This is a genomic window from uncultured Capnocytophaga sp. (assembly GCF_963525585.1).
Classification (GTDB): Bacteria; Bacteroidota; Bacteroidia; order Flavobacteriales; family Flavobacteriaceae; genus Capnocytophaga.
On record NZ_CAURLX010000016.1, the window covers coordinates 15,479 to 38,604 of the forward strand.

Genomic DNA, 23,126 nt, shown 5'->3' on the forward strand with positions numbered 1-23,126 from the left:
TTTCACATTTTATATATTTTGAAATAACTATCTTTGTGATAAAAAAAATGAACTACTATTCTAATGAACTTTCTCTGAAAGATGTAATCCTTGATATTATCAAAAAAGGAAATCTCTCCTATGGTATTGATAAGGTACAAGTAAAGGAAGCGTGGAAAGCTATTATGGGCAATGGAATCCTAGAATATACCCAGAATATACGCCTGCAAGGTGACAAACTATTTATCACAATAAACAACGCCTCTTTAAAAGAGAATTTAAGCTTCCGCAGAAGTGAATTGGCATTATCAGTCAATAATTATCTACAAAAGGAGGTGGTTAAAGAGATTATTTTTTTATAAAAAGCAATGTTTTTAGATGTTTATTCCAAAGACATTGTTTATATAAAACTTAAATAAATTTAAAATATGAAATATAATTTTGATGAGGTTATAGACCGAAGAGGGAGTGATTCTCTGAAATTAGAAGCTCTTTTACCCCGATGGGGACGTGAAGACTTGATTCCTATGTGGGTCGCCGATATGGACTTCAGAACTCCTCCTTTTATTATAGACAGTGTAAAGAAACGTATTGAATGCGAAATTTTTGGCTATACAGAGAAACCTAACACTTGGTATCAGTCTATTATCAATTGGCAAAAAAAACGACATCAGTTAGCGATTACCAAGGAAATGATTTCGTTCATTCCTGGGGTGGTTCCTGCTATTGTTATGGCTATTGAAGCTTTCACCAAGGTGGGAGAGCAGGTACTTATACAACCCCCTGTATATTATCCTTTTGCGGCTGCTATCCGCAATACAGGACGAAAGGTAATAACCAATCCACTCCTTTTAGGAAACCTACAATATTATATTGATTTTGATGATTTTGAAAAGAAAGTAAAGACTTGTAAGCTCTTTATCCTTTGCAACCCTCATAACCCTGGGGGACGTGTGTGGTCAAAGGAAGAATTGGAAAAACTAGCGGCTATCTGCCTAAAGTATCAAGTGCTAATGATTTCTGATGAAATTCACGCTGACCTTACCTTACCTTCCTATAAGCATATTTCCTTAGCAAGTCTTTCTGAAGAAATAGCTATGAATACAGTTACTTTTTCTTCTGCTAGCAAGACCTTCAATATGGCTGGGTTAGCTAGTGCCTATGCTATTATTCCCAACCCTCAGGTCAGACAGAAATTTTTAGATAAAACGGTTGGATATATGCTTACCGATGGTAATATATTTGCTTTCCAAACTACAGTAGCCGCCTATGAGCAAGGAGAAGAATGGCTCAACCAACTTCTGGCATATGTGCAAGGGAATATTGATTTTCTTACCCAATATATTGACCAATATCTTCCTAAGGTAAAATACATTGTACCTCAGGCTTCTTATCTGGTATTTTTGGACTTCAGGGCATTAGGACTTTCTCAGAAAGAACTTGTTTCTTTTTGTACCAATAAAGCCCATTTGGCTTTGGTAGATGGAAGTGTTTTTGGAGAAGAAGGAAAAGGTTTTATGCGAATCAACTTAGCTTCTCCCAGATCTATTATTGAGAAAGCTCTTGAACAACTCAAAGAAGCGTTTTCCTAAAACTTCTATATTGAGACTATTGAATGATGATTATCAAAATGTTCTATCTCTTTTGATAATCATTATTCAATTCCGTTATTATTAAGCCATTTTCTATAAGCCTGTCTGTTTTTATTATGTTCTTCCAAGGTCCTAGCAAACTTATGATACCCTAACCTTGCTGTATCGGCAACAAAGTAGATATATTCGTGCTTCTCGGGAGAAAGAACTGCATCTACTGATGAGATATCTGGCATACAAATAGGCGCTGGAGGAAGTCCTTTGTATAAATAGGTATTATAGGGAGATACTGTTGCTAAATCTTTTATATAAACTCGCTTAATAATCGTATCATACTTCCCTGTAGTTTCTTTTATTGCATAGATAACAGTAGGATCAGCCTGAAGTAACATATTATCTTTCAACCTATTAAGATATACTCCTGCTATTGTAGGGCGCTCCTGTACCTGATAAGATTCTTTCTGAACGATGGAAGCTAAAATCGTAACTTGCTGTGGTGTTAGCCCTACTTCCGTTGCCTTTGCTCTCCTGCTTTCATTCCAGAATCGCTTATATTCTTTCTCCATTTTCTCTACAAATATTTCCGCTGAGGTATTCCAATAGAACTCATATGTATTAGGAATAAATAGTCCTATTACATTCAATGAGTCTGTCTGGTTCCTATATAGAAAATCAGAATTCAAAAAGGCATTCATTAAGGAGGTACTATCAGCTTCTATCTCTTGAGAAATTCGTTGAGCAAGATTAGGCAAACGATCCTGATTGTTAAAAGAAAGCTTAATAGGTTGGCTTAAGTTTCTTAACATACGTACCATTTCCAAATTATTCATTCCTTTACGGATTACATAACGTCCTGGACGCACGTGTTCTGTATACTGAAGTCCCTTAGCTAGCCAAAAAAATGTATCTGAATTAGATAATACAGGGTATAATCTCTCTGAGATGACTTGATAATCACTCCCTGTGGGTATATATAGTTCGTATGCTCTCCCTTTGAAGTTTGTATTGGGATATAATAGTATATAATAGGCTGCTCCTCCTCCCAGAACAATAGCTATCAGCAGGAAAAAGCCTATGAATTTAAAAATTTTCTTTATTATTTTCATCAGTTTTTATATATAAATCTTTATTCTTACTTTATATGCCGTGTCAAAGTAAATTGTGCGGTAGGAGCTAAAAGCATAAAAGAATCGGGATTGGGAGAATAAACCGTTTTATTATTGAATATTCCTGTGAGAGCAAAAGACCAATTCTCTCTGTTATGATTCATTGTAAGCCTACCAATACTTGCAGAATAAGCTCTCAAATGTTGCCAAGCAAAAGATTCAGAGTTATTCCCAAAATTAACCCCTACAGACACCATTCCTGCCAATAACCATTGGGGAGAAATTACCCACGAATAAGCATAACCTATATTCACACCCATTTGGTAATTTTCGAACGCATTGGGTATAGTTTCTTTCTGAGAGCTGTCTGGAATAATCCTATGATAATAAATTCCACTTCCTAAGAGCATACTCCCTGCCGATTTTATTTGTTTTTCGCTCTGTTCGAAGGCAGCTCTCATAGAAAATCTTTTATTACGCAATACATAAGTGCCCTCAACTCCCCATCTTTTGACAGCAAGGTCTGGAAATAGTATATATTCTTTATTTTTCCTTTCTAAGAAAAAACCTCGGTAATCCTGATAATATCCATCTATGAGTACTTTTTTTCCATATCTGTGTATCTGAAAATCAGTGATAGAGGAAGATAATCCCGTATCTGTCTTCAAAGGAAATATACTGAAGGAAACTAGTAAATTCATTCCTATAATCTTTCGCAATCCTAATCCCAAGCCTATGTTTTGAGGATAAGTTGGAGTAAATATATCTCCTCCATTTTGAATACTAAGAAATTTGTTAGGAATAAAGAACTTCACCCACCATTTGTGAGGATATTCTTGTACATAGAGTGTATCTTTTTGTTATGAATATACTTTTTCTTGAGCAAAAAATAGAAAAACTACAAAGCAAATAGTGAGTATTTGCTTTGTAGATAATTTAAAGAAATTGGATAATGACATTTATGATCATTTCGAGAATAAAACTAGTCTTCATTCATACTATCCCCTACAATAACGAAAGGAGAAAGTTTCCTTTCATAGATAAAAAATTCATCCATATCTCCTTCATAAATACTAGAAAATTGAGGATGTTTTACATTGATTTTATAAATTTTTAATAGTTCTCCTGAGTAATATTGCTCCACTGTAATCCAGTTTTCTTCTCTTCTGTATATATTTTTTGATTTTTCATTAAGCTGAAGTTCTATACTTCCTTTCTCTAGGATTCCATTGGTGATTCTTCCTGTACGAACTTCTTTTCCATTTTCGTATTGTATAAAGTCCAGATGAACCATTCCCTCATAGGATGAAGGTTTTGACTCTTGAGTAATTACATAATTAATATCTTTTTTTCCTTTTTCATTATAAATATCAGCTACTATATGACCATCTTCGTGCTTTTTTCTATGGTATCTAAGGATATTTTTGTCATCATATTGTTTGGCTTCTATAATTGATCCTTTTTCATAATAGATAAAGCTGTTATTTTTCTCTAAATCATTATATTCATAGCCATTATATGGAAATCCTTCATAGAAAGTAAGTACTTCTTTCTCTTTTTTATCCTTTTTCTCGTAATAAGTTATCTTATCAATACTCCCATATAGCCCGTAATCTGTCTTGCTTTTAGGATTTCCTGTTCTGTAGTATAATATTTGTTGATCTAAAAAGCCTAACTTATAATCATTCTTTTGGGCAATAATTCCATTGTCATTTAATATATATTCTGACCCTTGATAAGGATGATTTTCCTTATATACAAGCACTCCTATTTTGCTCTTTTTTGCATCATAGAACACTGCTACTGTATCCTTTGGAGTAATTGAGAATTCTGAAAAAATCTTCCCTGATCTATAATATTCCTTTTCTCCAATGATATCTGAGTTATCATTCCATTGTGTGATTTTTCTCAGCTGTACAGGGGAAAAGTAATAAGAAGCATCTGTGCCTGCTTTAGCTCCTTTTTGCGTATAAGTACGTGAAGCTATGAGTTTACCAGCGTTATTATAATAGTTAGCAATTACAGATTCATCTGTTTCATAGATACGCTCTATGCGAGCTTTTTTAAGATCTTTATCAAAATCAATATTCTTCTTCACCACTCCATTTTCTGTTATATATAGGGAGTTAAATCCTTGATCCGAATAAATATAATTTTCCTGATATACAGGTTCTGATTGTCGTAAAAGGGTAACAAGCCTTCCTTTCTTATCAAAGGATTTATAGTGATATTTCCCTTTGATTTCCTCCCCTGAGGTTTCTACCTTTCCATTTTCATAGTAAAAGGAGAACTTTCCGATAAGATCCTCCAAACGCCTAAGATCCTTATCCTTAGAATAAGCATCCATCTGCAACTTGCCACTGAGATAATAATCCTTTATATGATAGACTCCTTTTTTCTCGGAGAGAATACGATAGAACTTAGCATTCTCCTTCTCAACAGAATTACCTATACTATCTATATATATTCTGTCCTGAGCCAATGCTCCAAATGACAATATCCAAACTAGGAAAAACAAGCCTTTTTTCATCGATTTAATGATTGTTAATTTTACGGTACAAAATTACAAAAAAAAGTCATACTATAAAAGAAAATTTACAAATATTAAGATGAAATTATCCCCATAAATCATAATTAAATCAAAAAATCCGAGTACTTTCGTAGCTCGGACTTTCGTGAAAAAACTAAACAATTATAAGATTTATTTTTCATTGAGAATAATTACTTTATCATTCTCAAATATACTTTCAGAAGGGTTATTAAAGGTTTCCTTTTCTGATTGCAAAGGTACAACTATTTTTTGAAATAAAGCCTTTTTAAACGATAAAATAAAGTTAAAAATTTGATAATTCTATTTGTTATATAAATAACTTAAAAAAAGTTATTTATTGTTATTTTTAGCTCATTTCAGAGAGTAAAATAATAAATATATTTAAAACTAAACTTGCTTTGGACAAAAAGATGTATTTTTGCTTTTTGAAACAAACCAAAGAATACTATGTTTTTTTTACAAGCTAATACTGGAGCTGAAGAAGCTCTCCTTACAGGAGAAACACAACAGAAAGAAAGTCTTTCTATTATGCAACTTATCTTTGATGGAGGTCTTGCTAATACAATTATTATCGGAGTTCTATTCCTGATGCTTGCGGTAACCATCTATATCTATTTTGAGAGGACCTTTGCCATTAGTGCTGCCAAGAAAATAGATACCAATTTTATGAATGTTATCCGAGATAACATTACTTCTGGAAGAATTGAAGCTGCTAAAAACCTTTGTTTTCAATATAACAGTCCCATAGCAAGGCTCGTAAGTAAAGGAATTTCTCGTATAGGAAGACCTATTGATGATATTCATAAAGCCATTGAGAATACAGGTTCCTTAGAAGTCTATAAATTAGAGAAAAATGTCTCCTTATTAGCTACTTTAGCTGGGGTAGGACCTATGATAGGATTCCTTGGAACAGTAGTGGGAATGGTAATGTCTTTCCACGCAATGGCAACCAGTGGAGGGCAAGCCGATATGAGTATCTTAGCCAATGGTATCTATACAGCAATGACCACCACTGTAGCAGGACTTATTGTAGGAATTGTGGCTTACTTAGCTTATAACCACTTGGTAATGAGGATTAATAACGTCACTCAAAAGCTAGAAGCTACTACGGTTGATTTCTTAGATATGTTAAACGAACCTATTTAGAAATGAGTATCAAGTCCAGTAATAAAGTCTCCCCTGAATTCAGTATGTCTTCGATGACGGATATCGTCTTCCTTTTACTGATTTTCTTTATGCTTACTGCTTCTAATAATCCAAAAGTATTGGATATGTTATTGCCTAAAGCTAAGGGAAAAACCTCAAGCATACAGAATATATCGGTGAGTATCAATAAAGATTTACAATACTTTATTGATAAGAAACCCATTGACCCGAATGAAATGGAGAAAGAACTCAAAACGGCTCTTAATAGAGTAGAGAACCCCACTATCATCCTCAGAGTTGAAGAAAGTGTACCCATTGAAAAAGCGGTCTTGGTAATGGATATTGCAAATCAAAATCAGTATAAATTGATTTTAGCTGTACGACCCAAGTAATTATGGTATTAGATACAATACATAAGCAAAAATCATTTGCTATTACATTAGTAATTATGGGGCTTATCATCCTATTATTACTAATGGCAAAGCTAGGAATGCATACAGAACTACCCGAAGAGGGAGGTGAGATTGCTATTACCTTTGGTACTGACTCTCAGGGTATGGGAGAAATTACACCTCCAAAAACTTCCGAAACTTCTGAAGCTCAAAAAGAAGAAATTGTAGAAAAAGATAATGTAGATTCCTCTGCTGAGAATCTAATTACTCAAGAAACTGAAGAAGAAACCATTACTATTCCTCCTAAAAAGGTAAAAAAGGAAAAACCTAAAGAACAAAAGCCATCTTCCTCCACTACTAATGCCTTATCCAATGTAATGAATGCTATTTCAAAAAGCTCTCAGACAGGAAGTTCTAATGCCAATCAAGGAGATGATGGAACCCCAGGATACAAAGGTGACCCTAATGGAAATCCTTATGCAAACAGCTTCTATGGTGGAAGTGGAACTGGTGGAAGTGGAAAAGGATGGGGTCTCAATGGTAGAAAAAACATAAGTGGAGAAAATATAAGGCAGGATTGCAATGAAGCTGGCTTTGTAGTTGTACAAATAGAAGTTGATAGAAATGGGAAGGTAATCCGAGCTAAAGCAGGGCAAAAAGGAACTACCAATAGTGCGCCTTGCCTACTAGAAGCTGCTCGAAAATCCGCTCTAACTTATCGCTTTAATGCAGATGAGAAAGCTCCTCAAACACAAATAGGCTTTATCACAATCAATTTCAGATTAGGAGAATAGTTTAAAAATATTTTGTGTTAAATTTTCACTAACTGAGATTCAAATTATATTTTTTCGTATCTTTGCTCAATTATTAAGAAAAAATTAATATATAACCCAATGGCATATATTGACTATTATAAGGTTCTAGGAGTTGACAAATCAGCATCCACTAAGGATATAAAGAAAGCATACCGCCAGCTGGCTAGGCAATATCATCCCGATATGAATCCTAACGATAAGGCTTCTGAACAACGTTTTAAGGAAATTAATGAAGCCTATGAGGTATTAGGAAATGCTAAAAATAAAGCCAAATATGATAAATATGGAAAGGATTGGCAACAGAGTGAGGCTTTTGAAAAAGCTAGGCAACAAGGGAGAAATCCTTTTGGAAATGGTTTTGAGGGAGCTACTTACTCTAGTACAACAGATTTTTCAGATTTTTTCAAAGAAATATTTGGAAAAGAAGCCGGATTTGGAAGAAATAATTTTGGTTCTGCCTCTGGCAAATTCAGAGGACAAGACCTACAAACTGAAATAAGCCTAACACTCCGTGAGGCTGCTACCACTCACCCAAGAACTTTTTCTGTAGGAGGAAAAACCATCCGAATAACCATCCCCGCTGGTATTCAAAATAACCAACAAATCAAGCTCAAGGGTTATGGTTCTGAGGGAGTGAATGGGGGACCCAATGGTGATCTATACATCACTTTCCATATATTGCCCGATCCCACTTTTGAACGTATTGGGAATGACCTGAAAGTAAAAGCTACTATTGATATATATACAGCTATTCTTGGAGGGGAAGTACAAGTAGAAACCCTCTCTGGTAAAGTGAAACTTAAAGTAAAACCAGAAACTCAACCTGGTACTACCGTTCGCTTGAAAGGGAAAGGATTCCCTGTATATAAGCAGGGGACTTTCGGTGATTTCTTTATTACCTATACTGTAGAACTCCCTAAGAACTTGACAGACAAGCAGAAGGAACTTTTTGAACAACTACGTAAATTACAAGATAATGGAACAACAGCATAGAATATCAAAAACCAAAGTAATTAGGCTCTATAAGATAAAATCCTCCTTCTTCAATGATTTGGTGGCTAATGGACTTATCAAGACCGAAATCATAGATAGGGTTACCTATGTACATTATGACCAATTATCTGCTCTTGAACGCTTTGTTAATTGGCATTATGACCTAGAAATAAATGTTCCTAGTATGCAAATTATCCATCGTTTATTGGAAAAAATCCAAGTCTTACAAGAGGAAAATCAAAAACTTAGAAAAAAATAATAAACTATCTATAAATAGTTTTTCTATCATTATTAGAGATTCCTCTCTCTTTTATAACCAAAGAGGATAACTAGAGAGAGGAGCTTTCTACCTCTGTTTAGAAGCTACGAATTAGCAAAGAGAAACCAAAAAAGAGCTCATTAGCAAGATGAAGCTATAATTACACTTCACTCCTTTTCTTTAGGAAAGACATAAGGAAAATTCCCAAGCTTATAAAAGCACTTATACGTGCAATATAATCCCCATAACGAACATAAGTGGTAACTTCATCATTCAAGAGAAGGGTTTGCTTAAGGCTTCCTTCTTTCCCATACTCAAGCTGTTTTATAATATCTCCCCTTTGACTAATAAAGGCTGAAATACCTGTATTGGCACTCCTTGCCACACTTTTACGCGTTTCGATAGCCCGCAAGCGTGTATAACTAAGTAATTGCTTATGACCTTGTGTATTACCCCACCAAGCATCATTGGTAAGCACTCCAAGAAATTGAGCTCCCTTTTTTATGTATTCAGTTATATATTCCCCATAAATAGACTCATAGCAAATAATAGGAGCTACACTCTCCTCATCAGAAACAAATACACTTGGTTTTTTTTGCGTTGTTTTCACCGCTACCGTTCCTCCTAAATCAATCATAATATCCCCCAAAATAGGCTTTAATAAAGACTGAAAAGGCATATTCTCTACCCCTACCACAAGTTTCGACTTATGATGAAAAGGTATTTCTTGGGTTTTATTTAGCAAAAAAGCACTATTATAATCATTATACCAATAGCCTCTAGGATGATAATTACTTTGGGAAGTAATCTTATTTTTATCTGTAATTAGCTGATACATAGAAATTCCCACCAACCAATTAAGTTTAGGATACTGATGAGTAATCCCCCTAAGAAGCTGAGCCTCTGTACTTTGACTTACCTCTTCAGGAGCTATTCCATCCGCCAGAACAGTTTCTGGGGTAAGTATAAAACGTGTTTTCTCAGTTACTTCTCCTTGTAAAAGCCTAAAAAGAAGGCGTATCACCTCTGTATTAGAGAGCGAATATTTTTCCGAATAAGGATCTATATTAGGCTGTAGAACCATCACTTCTGTAGGCCTTCCTTTTTCCTGATAGGATATATATACCCAACAAGAATAAATTATAGGAAAAAATACCAAAACCCCTATTTTAAGAATCCTCTTCCAGAAAATTTTTCTATCTTTTGTCTTTATTAATTTTTTTAAAGCTATAAATATGAGTACATTCACCAATAACACCCACAGGCTTCCTCCAAAAATCCCTGTGTATTCGTACCACTGAACCCAAGCCACCTTCTCTGAGAAGACATTCCCCAAGGTAAGCCAAGGCCAAGAAAAATCCCAATGATGATGGAATTTTTCAAAAGAAATCCAGATAGTTACAAAAAAAACAGTACTAATTTTTAGAGAATTTCGCTTAGCTACCAAGTGATATATCAGAAAAACAGTCGCCATTAATAAGCTATTGACCAATATTGCAAAAGCCCCTCCTATCTCTGTGGAATTCCATATCCACCAAGTAGTAAAAACATTCCAGATAAAAAAAGACAGATAGGCAAGTAAGAAAACTTTCCCTTTCGAAGATTTTCCTGACGAACGTAACTGATATTCAGCTATCAGTAAAGGGACAAAGGAAAAAAAGATAAGAAATGTTATTCCATAAGTAGGCCAAGCCAAGGCAAATAATCCTCCTGAAAGAAGTGCCAAAAGAATGTTCTTCATATAAGCAAAATAGAGATTATAAGGATGTTTTCAGGTAATTTTTTACTTTCTCTAGATAAGGATAAGGAATTATATCCTCTTTAAAGAAAGGAATAATTGTACGTATTTGATAATACCATTCTCTGGTTGTAGATGACATTTTTTCCTCACAAGCTAAAATATCAATCGCCTGAGCAATTGTTATTGCTTCTATAGAAAGTACCTCAAAGGTATTATCTATTACCTTTTGGGTAAGGGTGGCTGCATTGGTGCCCATACTCACAATATCCTGATTATCATTATTATTAGGAATACTATGTATATACATAGAGGTAGATAAAGTTTGATTTTCAGCCGTGGTAGAAGTAGCGGCGAATTGCACTCCTTGCATTCCGAAATTGAAACCTAACTTACCTGCATTGGCAAAAGCAGGAAGTATTTCATTAATTTTAGGGTTTAGGAGATAGTTCAATTGTCGTTCTGAGAGCATACAAAGACGAGTTACTGCCAGCTTAAGCTTATCCATTTCCAAGGAAATATAATCTCCGTGGAAATTCCCTCCGTGATACACTTGTTGGGTTTGAACGTCTGTGATAGGGTTATCACTAGCCGAATTAAATTCATTTTCTATGACTTCCTTAGCTCCTTGTAGAGTGTCATACACAGCTCCTAATATCTGGGGAAGGCAACGAAGAGAATAATATTCCTGTACTTTATCCTTGAATACCGTTTCCGTATGTCCCCCATTATAAAGATGTTCTGAACGCTTCCTTATAAGCTTACTATCAGAGAGATAGGATTGCATTTTCTGGGCAATTATCTGCTGTCCATAATGCTTTTTAGCCTTATTAAGCTCTACAGAAAAATGGTCATCATAACTTTGTACCAGCTCATTTATTGCACAAGAAAGCTTTACAATCCACTCCAATAGAATTGTTACATAATGTACATTCAAAGAGGCTATCCCCGTCATTACAGAAGTTCCATTCATTACGGCGATACCTTCTCTTAAGTGTATTTTTATAGGTTCTATTCCTTCCTGAAGGAATACTTCCTGTGTAGAACGTCTTTTTCCATTGTAAAAAACCTCTCCTTCCCCAATAAGCACCAATGCCAAATGAGCTAATTGTACCAAATCACCACTGGCTCCTACACCTCCGTGCTTAAAAATCAAAGGAGTAATCTCTCGGTTGATTAATTCTTTCATCAAATGAATCAGAGAGGGATGAACTCCTGATTTCCCTAATGAAAGAGTATTAAGCCTACATAGGATCATTGCTCTGACTTCTTCTGGGGAAAAATAATCTCCCATCCCAGCACTATGACTACGGATAAGATTGTATTGTAAGCTCAACCTATCTTTGTCCTCAATACGATATTGTGCCATAGGCCCAAAACCTGTATTAACTCCATAGATTATTTTATCTTTAGAAAATTCTTTCAAAAATTCATAACTTTCAGAAATTATTTTCTCCGTTTCTTGATTAATTTCTACTTTGTTTTCCTTAAAAACAATTTTTATAAAATCCTCAAAAAGCATTCTATTCTGTTCCAATATTTCTAGTTTTTTTTAAAGAGTGCAATTTACGAAAAAAAACAAATTCACAAGGTTCTTTTAGTAATATTTTATATTTTGTTCAAAATTTGCCAAACTTCCTCTTGAGATAGTATGCCTCTTCCCTCCTTTTCTATAATTTCTAACCTTTCTATAATAGCTTTGAAGCTATGAAGTATCTTATTGAGCTTATTAATATCTCCACTAATGGTCAAATAAGCACAATTTCTTTCTTTTCCAAGAATTTTTATATCAAAATCAATCCAATCTTCCTCATTTGTATATCCCTTAGGCTGACATTCTTGTACAAAATCAATATAATTGCTTATATCCACCTTGATAAACCAGCCAGGATTATCATACATATCTATCTGAACTCCTTGTTCGTGCTCCCAATCTCCATCTATTTGAGATTTTGTCCATTCTTGTAACCATTCTATAATATTCATAGTTATATCTTTTCCCATTCAATAAAATTAGGCTTTGCTTGTGTCTCAAAAAAGGATTCTGCAGCCTTGTAAAACTTATCAATAGTCAGCACCTTGTCCTTGCTAAGGAACACCTCTGTCCCGTGTATATCCTGAACAAATACTTCTATTCCTTCATTTGCTTTTCCTTTACTAATGTATTGTACCTCTTCTTCTAAATAGTAGATAACACATTTATTTCCCCTGACAAATGCAGATAATTGGGGAAATCCATTTTCCTTAAAAGTTAAAATAAAAAAATTGACCTCCTCTAAAAAACGTTTTTTAGTAATATTTCTAATTCTTCCAAAGAATCTACAAGGTATTCTTGACTAAAATCATTTAAGTACATCATTCTTACTAATTTTCAATATTTTAAAAAGGCTACAATAGCTATGTGATTCACCGATTTCCCCTCTTATAATTAAGATAAGATATACAAAGGAATTTGTTTTTGCTGAAAAAACTCTTTGAACAACATCAATACCAATCCATAGTCATAGCAAATGGTATTTTCATCATAAAAGTTTCCCCTTATCTCTACTTTTTTATGAGTTTCAAGTCCTCTATGATAGCTGCGAGGATATTTCTCAGTAGGGTTATCAAGATCTGTAGTATAATAAAGCAACAAATATTTGCCCTTATCTATTTGACAAGAGATTGCATCCGAATCCCAACTATCCTCCAAAGATAAACAAAGCACTGCTTCTGTCTTCTTAGAAAGGGGAATAAGGTGATGTATTAATTCTTCCACAGAATTAACCATATACAACTGATTATCAATTGTTAGCATCATATATTTTCCAAAATACCTATAAGTGGTTCCAATATTTTCCCCTTAGGAGTAAGTTCATCATTGGCGTCAAATCCTTCTATATCAAGCTCATATACAAGCCAGTCTATAGCATCTTCTATATCTTTTTCTTGCATTTCGACACATACTTCATCCTCTTTAGAAGATAAGAGAGTACAGCAAGAAGAAGTTCCTTTTATGACCTCAATCAATAGGTTATATTGTGCTTGTGTTAGTACTATCTTCATTATCAAATATTTCTGTTTCGCAAAATCCTAAAGATAAGAGTTTTTCCCTAAAAGCTGTAATAACACTAGGTGGTGTCGCTGATTCGTGTTTGATATTTACCTGTAATTTTGCTTTCTCCTCTTCCTCTATATAAGCTTCTTCTTCTTCTTTATAAAAATACATCCAAGAGAAAAAACCATTATAAAAAATTGTTATTTCATCATATTCCTTATCTACTCGCACTATTTCTTCTTTGAGCTTTTCTCTTAAGTCACTAAAAGAAGTCTCTATCACAAAAAAACTCTCTACTGCCATCTTATTTTTATTCATATACCCAGCTGTGAGCCTCGCTGGCTTTACCTTTTACTTGACTCATTATAATCGCTCCCGCCATTGCTACATTAAGGCTTTCTGCCTGTTGTCGCCTACCAAAACGTGGGATAGTAATAGCCCCATTGGCCAAGGCGGTCACCTCTGGGCTTACTCCATTGGCTTCATTACCCAAAACAATCACACAATCCTCAGGGAAAGTGGTAGTATAAAGGTTTTCCCCCTCCAAGGTAGCCACATATACAGGTAAGTCACAAGTAACCAAGAAACCCGCCAAGGGCAGGTAATGCACCTCCACCCGTGAGAGCGACCCCATAGAGGCTTGCACTACTTTAGGATTATAGCAATCCACTGTCTGCTCACTACACAAGAGAGTTTCTATCCCAAACCAATCACATAGGCGAATAAGCGTTCCCAAATTACCTGGGTCTTGAATATTGTCCAAGGCCAAGATAAGCCCCTCTTGAAGTATTCCCTTTCTCTTGGGTTGGTGAAAAATAGCCACCCCTTCATCAGGATTTTTCAACGTACTGATTTTACTCAATTCTTCCTTACTAATAAGAGTCAATGGCAACTTATTAAGCTTTTCTGAAAATATACTTGTAGCAAATATTGCTTCTACCTTAAAACCTGCTTGAACAAATTCTAAAATTCCTTTCTTACCTTCTACCACGAAAAGACCTAGTTCATTACGGTATTTTTTTTGTTGGAGCTTTTGTATAATTTTCTGTTGATTTTTGCTTAGCATATTGGGATATAAATAATCGCAAGGCAAATATACAATTATTTTTGAAAAAATAGTATCTTTGCAAAAATATTCATCACTATGAAATACTACCTTATCGCTGGTGAAGCCTCTGGCGATTTACACGGAGCAAACCTGATGCGAGCATTACAACAGATAGATCCTGAAGCGGAATTTCGCCTTTGGGGAGGTGATCGTATGGAAGCCGTTGGGGGAAAGCTCATCAAACATTACCGCGATTTGGCTTTTATGGGGTTTTGGGAGGTAATAACTAACCTTAAAACAATTCTTCGAAATATTGATTTTTGCAAACGAGATATCACACAGTTTCAACCCGATGCACTTATCTTCATTGATTACCCTGGATTTAATATGCGTATTGCTAAGTGGGCTAAGGAAAAAGGGATTCCTACCCATTATTACATCTCTCCTCAGATATGGGCTTGGAAAGAAAACCGAATTAAAGCCATCAAAAGGGATGTGGATGCAATGTATGTCATTCTACCTTTCGAAAAGGATTTCTATGAGGGCAAGCATCAATATCCTGTACACTTTGTAGGACATCCTCTGTTAGATGCTATTGCAGCTCGTAAGGAGGTAAGTGAGGAGATATTCAAAAAAGAAAATGGTTTAGATGAGCGTCCTATCATTGCTTTGCTCCCTGGTAGCCGTAAGCAGGAGATTGCCAAAATGCTATCAGTAATGCTCTCAGTGGTGGGGAGTTATCATCAATATCAATTCGTTATCGCAGGGGCGCCTTCCTTAGGATATGATTTTTACAAACAATTTATCAAAGAAGAGAATGTACATTTTGTTACTGGAAAGACCTATGACCTGCTCTCTCACGCCCACGCAGCCTTAGTTACCAGTGGTACAGCTACCTTGGAGACTGCGTTGTTCAACGTTCCCGAAGTGGTTTGCTATCGAGGCAATTGGATTTCCTACCAAATAGCCAAGCGGGTAATTAGCCTAAAATATATTTCCTTGGTCAATCTGATTATGGATGCTCCCATAGTTACTGAACTCATTCAGGGTGAGCTCAATACAAAGAATCTAAAAACAGAATTAGAGAAACTTCTAAATTCTGAATACAGAGCCCAGCTCCTCAAAAATTACAAAACATTACGAGAAAAATTGGGCAATGAAGGCGCCAGCGAGCGGACGGCATCACTTATCCTCAATTCTCTACAAAAATAGCTTCTAAAATTTCTTATTCAACAGCAAAACTATGTGCAGAAAAATACGTATCTTTGCACTCCTATTTGTAGCTTTATAATGATGAAAAAGATTTCTTTTATCCTTTTAGGAACTCTATTAGGAGCTTGCTCGAACTCCGCCCCTACTCTTCTGGGAGATTGGCAATTAGCAGGTATTAATAGTAATGGAAAAGTTATTCCTCTTAATCCTTGTTCTAAGCAGAATTATTTTTCTTTTCAGAAAGATTCTGTAATATGCCACACTTTTTTCAATAGAGAAGGTTGCCAAGAAGATGTTTTTTCCTTATCTTACACAGCCACTAAGGATAGCCTGAAACTTATCAATAAAATAGGTCGCCCAGAGAACAGTTCCTATCTTATAAAAGGAGATTCTCTTTTTCTTAAAGAAAGTAATAAAATTCAAGGAAAAGAATTTATTACAGAAACTATCTTCATAAGGAAAGAAAAATAGTCTATTCACTAAGAATGGCATACTTTTTGCGTGTTTGTTAAGTATGAGACTATTCATTTTATTTTTCTTTTTTATATCTTTTTTCTCTGTATATGGGCAACCTGAAAACCTCTCTTCAGGAAGGCTTTATGTTGCTCCTAAGAAGGAAGCTCCTTTGCAACCAAAATCCCCTGAAAAATCCTATTCACCTGTGGTGGATTCTTGGTTAAAAAACTATCAGAAGCCTCTGTCTTTTTCTTCAGAGGAAAAAGGAGTGGATTTTACAGGACAATATAAAAAACAATATGCTCAGAGAGAGTTTCAGCTTCCTGAATCTGTAAGAGGGGATACTAAGGAAAATGAATATGACCTATCTTCTCTCAAGGGAGACAAGTCCTACGGAAATTATAGTAGCAACGCCAATGCTGTGGGTATTTTTTGTAGGGATTACGCTAATGTAGATGGAGATTTAGTAGATGTGTATCTCAATGATGAACTTTTTATCAGTAATGTATATCTTACTGGAAACTTTCAACAACTACATATCCCCCTGAAAATAGGATTTAACAAGATAGAAATAAAAGCTGTAAATCAGGGGCTTTATGGACCTAATACAGCTCATTTTCAAGTTATTGATGAAAACAATAACGTCTTGATTAATGAAACTTGGGCATTACTTACGGGTTACAAAGCTCGCTTCGTTATTGTTAAAGACAAATAAGAAAAAGACCTAAAAATCTTTTGTTGTTTGAAATTTTTTTGTACCTTTGCTCAGGATTTAATTGTCATTTAGTAACATCTAATACACAATGAAAAAAGTAATAAGCATAACACTTTCTGTTCTGCTTCTGCTGATAGCTTTTCAGCAGACATTACTTCTTATTCATTATAATTTGAACAAAGATTATATAGAAAAAATATATTGTGTAAATAAAGAGAACAAGCAACTTCATTGTCACGGAAAGTGCCATCTTAATAAAAGTATAGAAAAAACCTCTGAAACCACAGATAAGGTTCTTAACCTGAAGTCCATAGAGCTTATCCCCATAGCTCCTATAGCCTTGGAGATCCCCTACTTCCCAGAGGATGAATTACCTCCTTTCTTCTTTAAAGAACAATTGCTTACTCATAAAACGATTAATAAGCAAATGAGACCTCCCATTGCTTAACTTCTCAAAGAGAGTTTCTTACTCTCATTTTCCACCTTTTTAGGATATTTCCTAAGGCATTTCTTACATAAAGTATTGCCACTGAACAGTATTGCCACATTTTTTGTTCCTTTTTGTAAGTAAAAGGGCTTTAATAAGCTTCCCTTTAGTGAAATATCTATATCTTTTTAAAACAACCTATTTAAAATATTAAAAAATTACTCGTTCTTAGAACAGTAATCATAGAGCGAGTAATTTTTTTATCTCATTATAATCTAGCAGGTAAAATCACCTGCTGGAAAGCTATACCCTATTCATATATATTATAGCGCAAATTTCAATAATTATTACTAACTTTATTAAAAATGAAAAATTCAAAAATAGTATTCTCTACAATAATAGCAAGTCTTGCTCTTTTCTCTTGTACTAAAAAAGAAGAAACTCCTACTTTAGAAACTCCTACTTTAGGAAACACCACTTTAGAATTTCAAAATATTATTGGAAGTAACCCAATAGAATTAGGAGCAGATGCCTCTACTGCCAAATCGTATATCTCTAATAATCAAAATTTAAAATTCTCTGAAATAAAATACATTATCAGTAACATTCGATTGGTAAAGACAGATGGCTCGACTATATCATACAATGTTGATAACCTCGATACAGGTGCTTTTGTCTTGAACCAATCCAATCCTGAATCTTTAAAACTTCACTTAAGTGACTTACAGACAGGAGCGTACAAAGAAATTCTATTCGATTATGGTATTCGCAAAGAATTAAATCATCTTGATGAATCCAGATTTCCTAAATTCTATAAAGAAGCTGGCAAGAATGATTCTAGAATGCATTGGGAATGGGGAAAAGGATATCGTTTTACAAAAATAGAGGGATTTTGGGGTAATGATAACAAGGTTTTATCTGTTCATACAGGAAGTACAATCAAAGATAGAGATACCAAAGCAATTGGTGTAGATGCTTGCCGTACAGTAAAGCTCGTTCTTCCCAAAAATCTAGAAGTTGGTAGCAATCCTTCTCTAGTTGTTATAGCAGCTGATTTTGACAAACTATTAAATGGCTCTCAGAAGATTACATTAGTTGAGGAAGACGAAGATGGAGAAGCTCAGAATAATGAATATCAAGCAACACCCAACACACATACAGCCTTGCAAATGATAGGCTTCATTAATAATCTGGCTGGAGATAACCAAACAAACACTACTGGAATGTTCCGTATTAAAGAAGTGAAATAGAGATATGCTTAAATCCTATTTTTTAAGATGTTTATTTCCGCTACTTTGCTTCTCTTGTCAGCCAAAAGAAGATGAATCTATATCTATAGACAACCCTAAGATAGAACTTAAGAAACCTAGTAATTTTCCTGATTTTGACGCCTATAATTTAAGGACAAATGCCCCTACCAAGATAGGAGTCCTCATAGGAGAAAAATTATTCTATGACCCACAACTCAGCAGGGACAATACCCTTTCTTGTGCTTCCTGTCATATCAGAGAATTTGCCTTTGCAGACAAGAACCCACAAGCTATAGGCACTGAAGGGAGAATAGGACTTAGGAATACCCCGCCTATACAGAATATGATTTTTCTTAATACTTATATGTGGGACGGAGCTGTCATAGACCTTAAGGATCAGCCTATTATACCTATTATTACTCACGAAGAAATGGACTCTTCTATTGAGGAAGTTCTTAAGAAAATAGAAAAAAATGACACCTATAAAGAACTCTTCAAAAAGGCATACCCTAATGGTAAAATTACCTCTGAGCGTATCCTAGAAAGCTTAGCTCAATATATGTTCACCTTAATCTCTGCCAATAGTAAGTATGATAAGGTAATGCGGAATGAAGGAATGTCTTTCTCTACAGAGGAACAGAAAGGATATGCTATATTCCAACAGAAATGCGCCTTATGCCACAAGGAACCCTTATTCACAGACCAGTCCTTACGGAACATAGGTTTTCCTAAGAACCCCAATAGAATAGAGGAGAAAGGAGAAGCTAGAGTTTCTGGTAAAATAGAGGATCTTTACAAATTTCGGGTACCTACCTTGAGAAATATAGCTGTTACTGCTCCCTATGGAGATCACGGGCAGTTTTCTTCCTTGGAAGAAGTGCTTCTTTTCTTTGATCACGGAGTTGAAAATGATGAAAATATAGATTCTTTTCTTAAAGAGAATAATTATAGAATCCCTCTTTCTCAAGAAGAACAGAGAGCTCTCATTTCATTTCTAAATACCTTAACTGATAACGAATTTTTAAATCTACAATAAAAAACATTAAGAATAATGAAAAAATTATCTATTATCGCAATTCTTTTGCTTATGGTGAGCCTCTTCTCCCAATGCAAAAAAGAGGATGAACAAGCTCCTATTAAGGATTTTACTCTGGCTAAAACAGCACTCTCATTAGCAAAAGAAACCCAAGAAAGAATTTCCATTACCTCTGGAAATGGAAATTACACCATCTCCCAACCCGAAAATGGTAAGCTCATTGCTGAAGTCTCTTTGGTCAATAATAACACCGAATTATTAGTAAAATCGATCGCTGAAGGAAGTATCTCTGTGGAAATCACGGACGTTCTTTCTAAAAAATCTGTAAAATTAGAGATTCTTGTTCTCTCTAAAGTAACAGCTCAGGACTACGAACTAAGTCAAGACAAAAAGACTTTAATCCAATGGAAAAACACTACCACTAAAGCGCTTGATATGAATACTATTGAGGAACTTAAGGGAGTTACTTCCATCGAAAAAGATGCTTTCAGAGGTAATGAAAGTATTGAATTTGTTATATTCAACAATAATCTTACCTCCATTGGAAATCGTGTATTCTACAATTGTAAAAATTTAAAAGAAGTACGTATTCCTGATAGCGTAACTACTTTAGGAGGAGCTTCTTTCTCAGGATGTGAGAACCTCGAAAAAGTAAATCTTCCTAAAGGATTAACCTCAATTGAAGCGGTAACTCTTTATAACTGTCACAAAGTCACAGAAATTATTATCCCTGAAGGCGTTACTAAAATTGATTGGAATGCTTTTTCTGGTACAGGGGTTAAGGAACTCGTATTCCCTGCTTCTATTGAGAGCCTCGATACTAATGTGGTAGCTTTCTGTAAGAAATTGGAGAAGATGACCTTTAAGGGAAATACTCCTCCTTCTATTAAATACAATTCTCTAAGAAGAAACGTAGAAGAACCTACCCTAAAGATATATGTTCCTAAAGGAAAAAAACAAACTTACATTGAAAGTTCCAGATACTGGAAAGATTTTGAAGATTTTATTGAAGAATTCTAATTATATCATATGAAAAAAATATCTATTATCACAATTTTTTTGCTTATGGTGAGCCTCTTCTCCCAATGCAAAAAAGAGGATGAACAAGCTCCTATTAAGGATTTTACTCTGGCTAAAACAGCACTCTCATTAGCAAAAGAAACCCAAGAAAGAATTTCCATTACCTCTGGAAATGGAAATTACACCATCTCCCAACCCGAAAATGGTAAGCTCATTGCTGAAGTCTCTTTGGTCAATAATAACACCGAATTATTAGTAAAATCGATCGCTGAAGGAAGTATCTCTGTGGAAATCACGGACGTTCTTTCTAAAAAATCTGTAAAATTAGAGATTCTTGTTCTCTCTAAAGTAACAGCTCAGGACTACGAACTAAGTGAAGATAAAAAGACTTTAACCAAATGGAAAAACACTACCACTAAAGCACTTGATATGAATACTATTGAGGAGCTTAAGGGAGTTACCTCTATAGCTAATGAACTCTTCTCTGGCAATGAAGCTATTGAATACATTATTCTTCCTAACGGACTTACTTCTGTAGGAGAACAGGTATTTATAGATTGTATAAATCTCAAAAAAATAACCATTCCTGAAACGGTAACTCAGATAGGAAGAGGTGCTTTCGGTAGCTGTAAGAAATTGGAAAAAGTAACTATTCCCAAAGGTATTACTGAAATTCCTGATACTGTATTCTACGAATGTACAAGCTTAACGGAAATTATTCTCCCTGAAGGCATCAAAACCATCGGATATAATGCCTTTAGCCTAACTCCTATTAAAGAAATTATTTTTCCTGAATCAATAACACAGTTTGACACAGCAGTTGTAGAATGGTGTGAAAAGTTAGAAAAGATCGTATTCAAGGGTGCCACTCCTCCTGTTATCCAGTACGATTCCTTGAAGAGAAAAGTAGAGGAACCTCCTCTCAAAATATATGTTCCTAAAGGAAAAAAACAGGCTTATATAGATAGTTCGGAAGAGTGGAAAGAGCTTGAAAGCCTCATTGAAGAAAGCAAATAATAATCCTTTCTATCTTAAGATAATTGCTTCCTCTCAATAGTGTGTAATGCTCGTACATAGTCTGTACGAGCATTCTTATCCATCTAACACAAAATCGCTAATAATGAATATATTTTATAAAATATCAGCCTTTTTACTCATCGTATCCTGCTCTAAGGATAACTCCGCTCCTACCCTACCTACAGAACCCAATACAAGGATTAACCTCTCGATTCCTTCTAATTTTCCTCCTCTAAATCCTTTTATAGAGAATGCTTACCCTACCCAATATGGTGTAAAACTAGGAGAAAGACTCTTTCACGAAGCACGCCTCAGTACAGATAATTCTATCTCTTGTGCCACTTGCCATATACGAGGATTAGCCTATGCCGATAGGAATCCGAGAGCTATTGGAGTAGCAGGACGAATAGGACTCCGTAACACACCTCCTATCCAGAATCTTGCTTTTCTTACATTTTATATGTGGGATGGGGCTGTTATAGACCTTAAGGAACAACCTGTAACTCCCATTGTTACACACGAAGAAATGGATTCTTCTCTTCTGGAGGCAAAAGAAAAGCTCAAAGATGACCCTTATTATCAGAAAGCATTCTCGTTGGCTTTTGGGGATTCTCAAATAACAGGAGAGCGTATCCTCAGCAGTATTGCCCAATTTATGTATACACTTATCTCTGCCAATAGTAAGTATGACCGTGTAACACGAGATCACACAGAAAGTTTTACTGCTCTGGAACAGAGAGGGTTTGACTTATTCCAAGAAAAATGCGCTTCGTGCCACCAAGGAGCTCTTTTCACAGATGAATCCTTTAGGAATATTGGCTTCCCCAAGCATCCTGACCAAGTAGAAGAAGTAGGGAGAGGAAGGGTAACAGGGAGCCTAGATGATCACTATCGGTTCCGTGTCCCTAGCCTCCGCAATATAGAATATACGGCTCCTTATGGTAGTTTTGGGCAGTTTTCTTCCCTAAAAGAAGTGCTGGATTACTTATCCTCTGGAGTAGAAAATGATACAAATTTAGACCCTATTTTAAAGAATAATGGAAGGAAAATTCCCCTTACAGAAGAAGACAAAGAAGCTCTTATTGCCTTTATGAAAACACTCAGTGACCCCAAATTTATCGGTAGGAATTAGGTTTTTATTTTAATATTTTCTGAAAAATCTGACTTAGTTATAAGTCAGGTTTTTCTATCCTCTTATTTTTTCTAAACAACTTCATCACTGATAAGAATTTATCCCTATTTTTGCACTAAAAAACCCTCTCATAGGAAACGATAATTCATCTTATGAATATAAATATTGAAGATTTCAGTCTTACTAATTTCAATTCTTCTGTTGA

General features: G+C 35.0%; 25 protein-coding genes and 1 pseudogene. 16 read left to right on the top strand and 10 right to left on the bottom strand.

The genetic code is table 11. The annotated features are described in order from the left end of the window. The first annotated feature begins 47 nt into the window (after positions 1-47). Together RYK20_RS05485 and RYK20_RS05490 are read left to right on the top strand one after the other, a co-directional pair. Complete coding sequence (locus RYK20_RS05485; RefSeq protein ID WP_297979674.1) at positions 48-341, top strand: DUF721 domain-containing protein; 294 nt, start codon at positions 48-50, stop codon at positions 339-341. A 66-nt stretch (positions 342-407) separates the two neighbouring features. Next, positions 408-1,571, top strand: a complete 1,164-nt coding sequence (locus RYK20_RS05490) for a MalY/PatB family protein (protein WP_297979670.1) — start codon at positions 408-410, stop codon at positions 1,569-1,571. 62 nt (positions 1,572-1,633) lie between these two features. On the opposite strand, the gene mltG is transcribed toward RYK20_RS05490, so the two are convergent. The 3 genes and pseudogenes from mltG to RYK20_RS05505 form a co-directional block, all read right to left on the bottom strand. Next, positions 1,634-2,677: an endolytic transglycosylase MltG gene (gene mltG / locus RYK20_RS05495; RefSeq protein WP_314894705.1), complete on the bottom strand. Its 1,044-nt coding sequence runs from the start codon at positions 2,675-2,677 to the stop codon at positions 1,634-1,636. Positions 2,678-2,703: 26 nt separating this feature from the next. Then, positions 2,704-3,522, bottom strand: a pseudogene (locus RYK20_RS05500) (DUF4421 family protein); the annotation flags it as partial. 137 nt (positions 3,523-3,659) lie between these two features. Continuing rightward, positions 3,660-5,207: a hypothetical protein gene (locus RYK20_RS05505; RefSeq protein WP_297979668.1), complete on the bottom strand. Its 1,548-nt coding sequence runs from the start codon at positions 5,205-5,207 to the stop codon at positions 3,660-3,662. A gap of 468 nt (positions 5,208-5,675) precedes the next feature. Between RYK20_RS05505 and RYK20_RS05510 the strand changes: the two genes are divergently transcribed. The 5 genes from RYK20_RS05510 to RYK20_RS05530 all read left to right on the top strand — a co-directional run bounded on the left by RYK20_RS05510 (position 5,676) and on the right by RYK20_RS05530 (position 8,833). Continuing rightward, a complete protein-coding gene (locus RYK20_RS05510) occupies positions 5,676-6,374 on the top strand; it encodes a MotA/TolQ/ExbB proton channel family protein (protein WP_297978269.1) in 699 nt (232 codons plus the stop codon). 2 nt (positions 6,375-6,376) lie between these two features. Next, positions 6,377-6,766: a biopolymer transporter ExbD gene (locus RYK20_RS05515; protein ID WP_297978270.1), complete on the top strand. Its 390-nt coding sequence runs from the start codon at positions 6,377-6,379 to the stop codon at positions 6,764-6,766. A 2-nt stretch (positions 6,767-6,768) separates the two neighbouring features. Beyond that, a complete protein-coding gene (locus tag RYK20_RS05520) occupies positions 6,769-7,560 on the top strand; it encodes a hypothetical protein (protein ID WP_297978271.1) in 792 nt (263 codons plus the stop codon). Positions 7,561-7,659: 99 nt separating this feature from the next. Further along, a complete protein-coding gene (locus RYK20_RS05525; RefSeq protein ID WP_297978272.1) occupies positions 7,660-8,574 on the top strand; it encodes a J domain-containing protein in 915 nt (304 codons plus the stop codon). Continuing rightward, on the top strand, positions 8,558-8,833 hold the full coding sequence (locus RYK20_RS05530) for a chaperone modulator CbpM (RefSeq protein WP_297978273.1): 276 nt from the start codon (positions 8,558-8,560) through the stop codon (positions 8,831-8,833). Before RYK20_RS05525 ends, RYK20_RS05530 begins: the two co-directional genes overlap by 17 nt. Before the next feature lie 160 nt (positions 8,834-8,993). Here the strand turns inward: RYK20_RS05530 and lnt are convergent, their stop codons facing one another. From lnt to RYK20_RS05565, 7 genes are all read right to left on the bottom strand, one after another. Then, positions 8,994-10,574: an apolipoprotein N-acyltransferase gene (lnt, locus tag RYK20_RS05535; protein ID WP_297978274.1), complete on the bottom strand. Its 1,581-nt coding sequence runs from the start codon at positions 10,572-10,574 to the stop codon at positions 8,994-8,996. Positions 10,575-10,590: 16 nt separating this feature from the next. Continuing rightward, positions 10,591-12,093, bottom strand: coding sequence for an aromatic amino acid ammonia-lyase (locus tag RYK20_RS05540; protein WP_314894716.1), 1,503 nt, complete (start codon positions 12,091-12,093; stop codon positions 10,591-10,593). A gap of 86 nt (positions 12,094-12,179) precedes the next feature. Continuing rightward, on the bottom strand, positions 12,180-12,557 hold the full coding sequence (locus RYK20_RS05545; protein ID WP_314802640.1) for an Imm53 family immunity protein: 378 nt from the start codon (positions 12,555-12,557) through the stop codon (positions 12,180-12,182). 442 nt (positions 12,558-12,999) lie between these two features. Continuing rightward, complete coding sequence (locus RYK20_RS05550; RefSeq protein ID WP_314894706.1) at positions 13,000-13,371, bottom strand: hypothetical protein; 372 nt, start codon at positions 13,369-13,371, stop codon at positions 13,000-13,002. After that, positions 13,368-13,616, bottom strand: a complete 249-nt coding sequence (locus RYK20_RS05555; protein WP_314894707.1) for a hypothetical protein — start codon at positions 13,614-13,616, stop codon at positions 13,368-13,370. Before RYK20_RS05555 ends, RYK20_RS05550 begins: the two co-directional genes overlap by 4 nt. Continuing rightward, on the bottom strand, positions 13,585-13,926 hold the full coding sequence (locus RYK20_RS05560; RefSeq protein ID WP_314894708.1) for a peptidase: 342 nt from the start codon (positions 13,924-13,926) through the stop codon (positions 13,585-13,587). The genes RYK20_RS05555 and RYK20_RS05560 overlap by 32 nt, the downstream gene beginning before the upstream one ends. Further along, a complete protein-coding gene (locus RYK20_RS05565) occupies positions 13,919-14,674 on the bottom strand; it encodes an RNA methyltransferase (protein WP_314894709.1) in 756 nt (251 codons plus the stop codon). Before RYK20_RS05565 ends, RYK20_RS05560 begins: the two co-directional genes overlap by 8 nt. A 78-nt stretch (positions 14,675-14,752) precedes the next feature. On the opposite strand from RYK20_RS05565, the gene lpxB reads away from it, so the two are divergent. From lpxB to RYK20_RS05610, 9 genes are all read left to right on the top strand, one after another. Next, entirely contained in the window at positions 14,753-15,868 is a 1,116-nt protein-coding gene (gene lpxB / locus RYK20_RS05570; RefSeq protein WP_314894710.1) for a lipid-A-disaccharide synthase, read from the top strand. Positions 15,869-15,949: 81 nt separating this feature from the next. Beyond that, positions 15,950-16,339 carry a lipocalin family protein gene (locus RYK20_RS05575; protein ID WP_314894711.1) on the top strand — a complete coding sequence of 130 codons (390 nt, stop codon included), beginning with the start codon at positions 15,950-15,952 and terminating at the stop codon, positions 16,337-16,339. 43 nt (positions 16,340-16,382) lie between these two features. Continuing rightward, a complete protein-coding gene (locus RYK20_RS05580) occupies positions 16,383-17,039 on the top strand; it encodes a hypothetical protein (RefSeq protein ID WP_311457386.1) in 657 nt (218 codons plus the stop codon). Positions 17,040-17,127: 88 nt separating this feature from the next. Then, complete coding sequence (locus RYK20_RS05585) at positions 17,128-17,487, top strand: hypothetical protein (protein WP_311457385.1); 360 nt, start codon at positions 17,128-17,130, stop codon at positions 17,485-17,487. Positions 17,488-17,831: 344 nt separating this feature from the next. Next, on the top strand, positions 17,832-18,716 hold the full coding sequence (locus RYK20_RS05590) for an MbnP family protein (protein WP_314894712.1): 885 nt from the start codon (positions 17,832-17,834) through the stop codon (positions 18,714-18,716). A 4-nt stretch (positions 18,717-18,720) separates the two neighbouring features. After that, the gene (locus RYK20_RS05595; protein WP_314894713.1) at positions 18,721-19,752 is read left to right on the top strand and encodes a cytochrome-c peroxidase; all 1,032 of its coding nucleotides are present in this window, start codon (positions 18,721-18,723) and stop codon (positions 19,750-19,752) included. A 15-nt stretch (positions 19,753-19,767) separates the two neighbouring features. Next, positions 19,768-20,772: a leucine-rich repeat domain-containing protein gene (locus RYK20_RS05600; protein ID WP_314894714.1), complete on the top strand. Its 1,005-nt coding sequence runs from the start codon at positions 19,768-19,770 to the stop codon at positions 20,770-20,772. A 9-nt stretch (positions 20,773-20,781) separates the two neighbouring features. Next, positions 20,782-21,789: a leucine-rich repeat domain-containing protein gene (locus RYK20_RS05605; protein ID WP_314894715.1), complete on the top strand. Its 1,008-nt coding sequence runs from the start codon at positions 20,782-20,784 to the stop codon at positions 21,787-21,789. Between the two features lie 103 nt (positions 21,790-21,892). Further along, a complete protein-coding gene (locus RYK20_RS05610; protein ID WP_311457380.1) occupies positions 21,893-22,921 on the top strand; it encodes a cytochrome c peroxidase in 1,029 nt (342 codons plus the stop codon). The last annotated feature ends 205 nt before the right edge of the window (positions 22,922-23,126 follow it).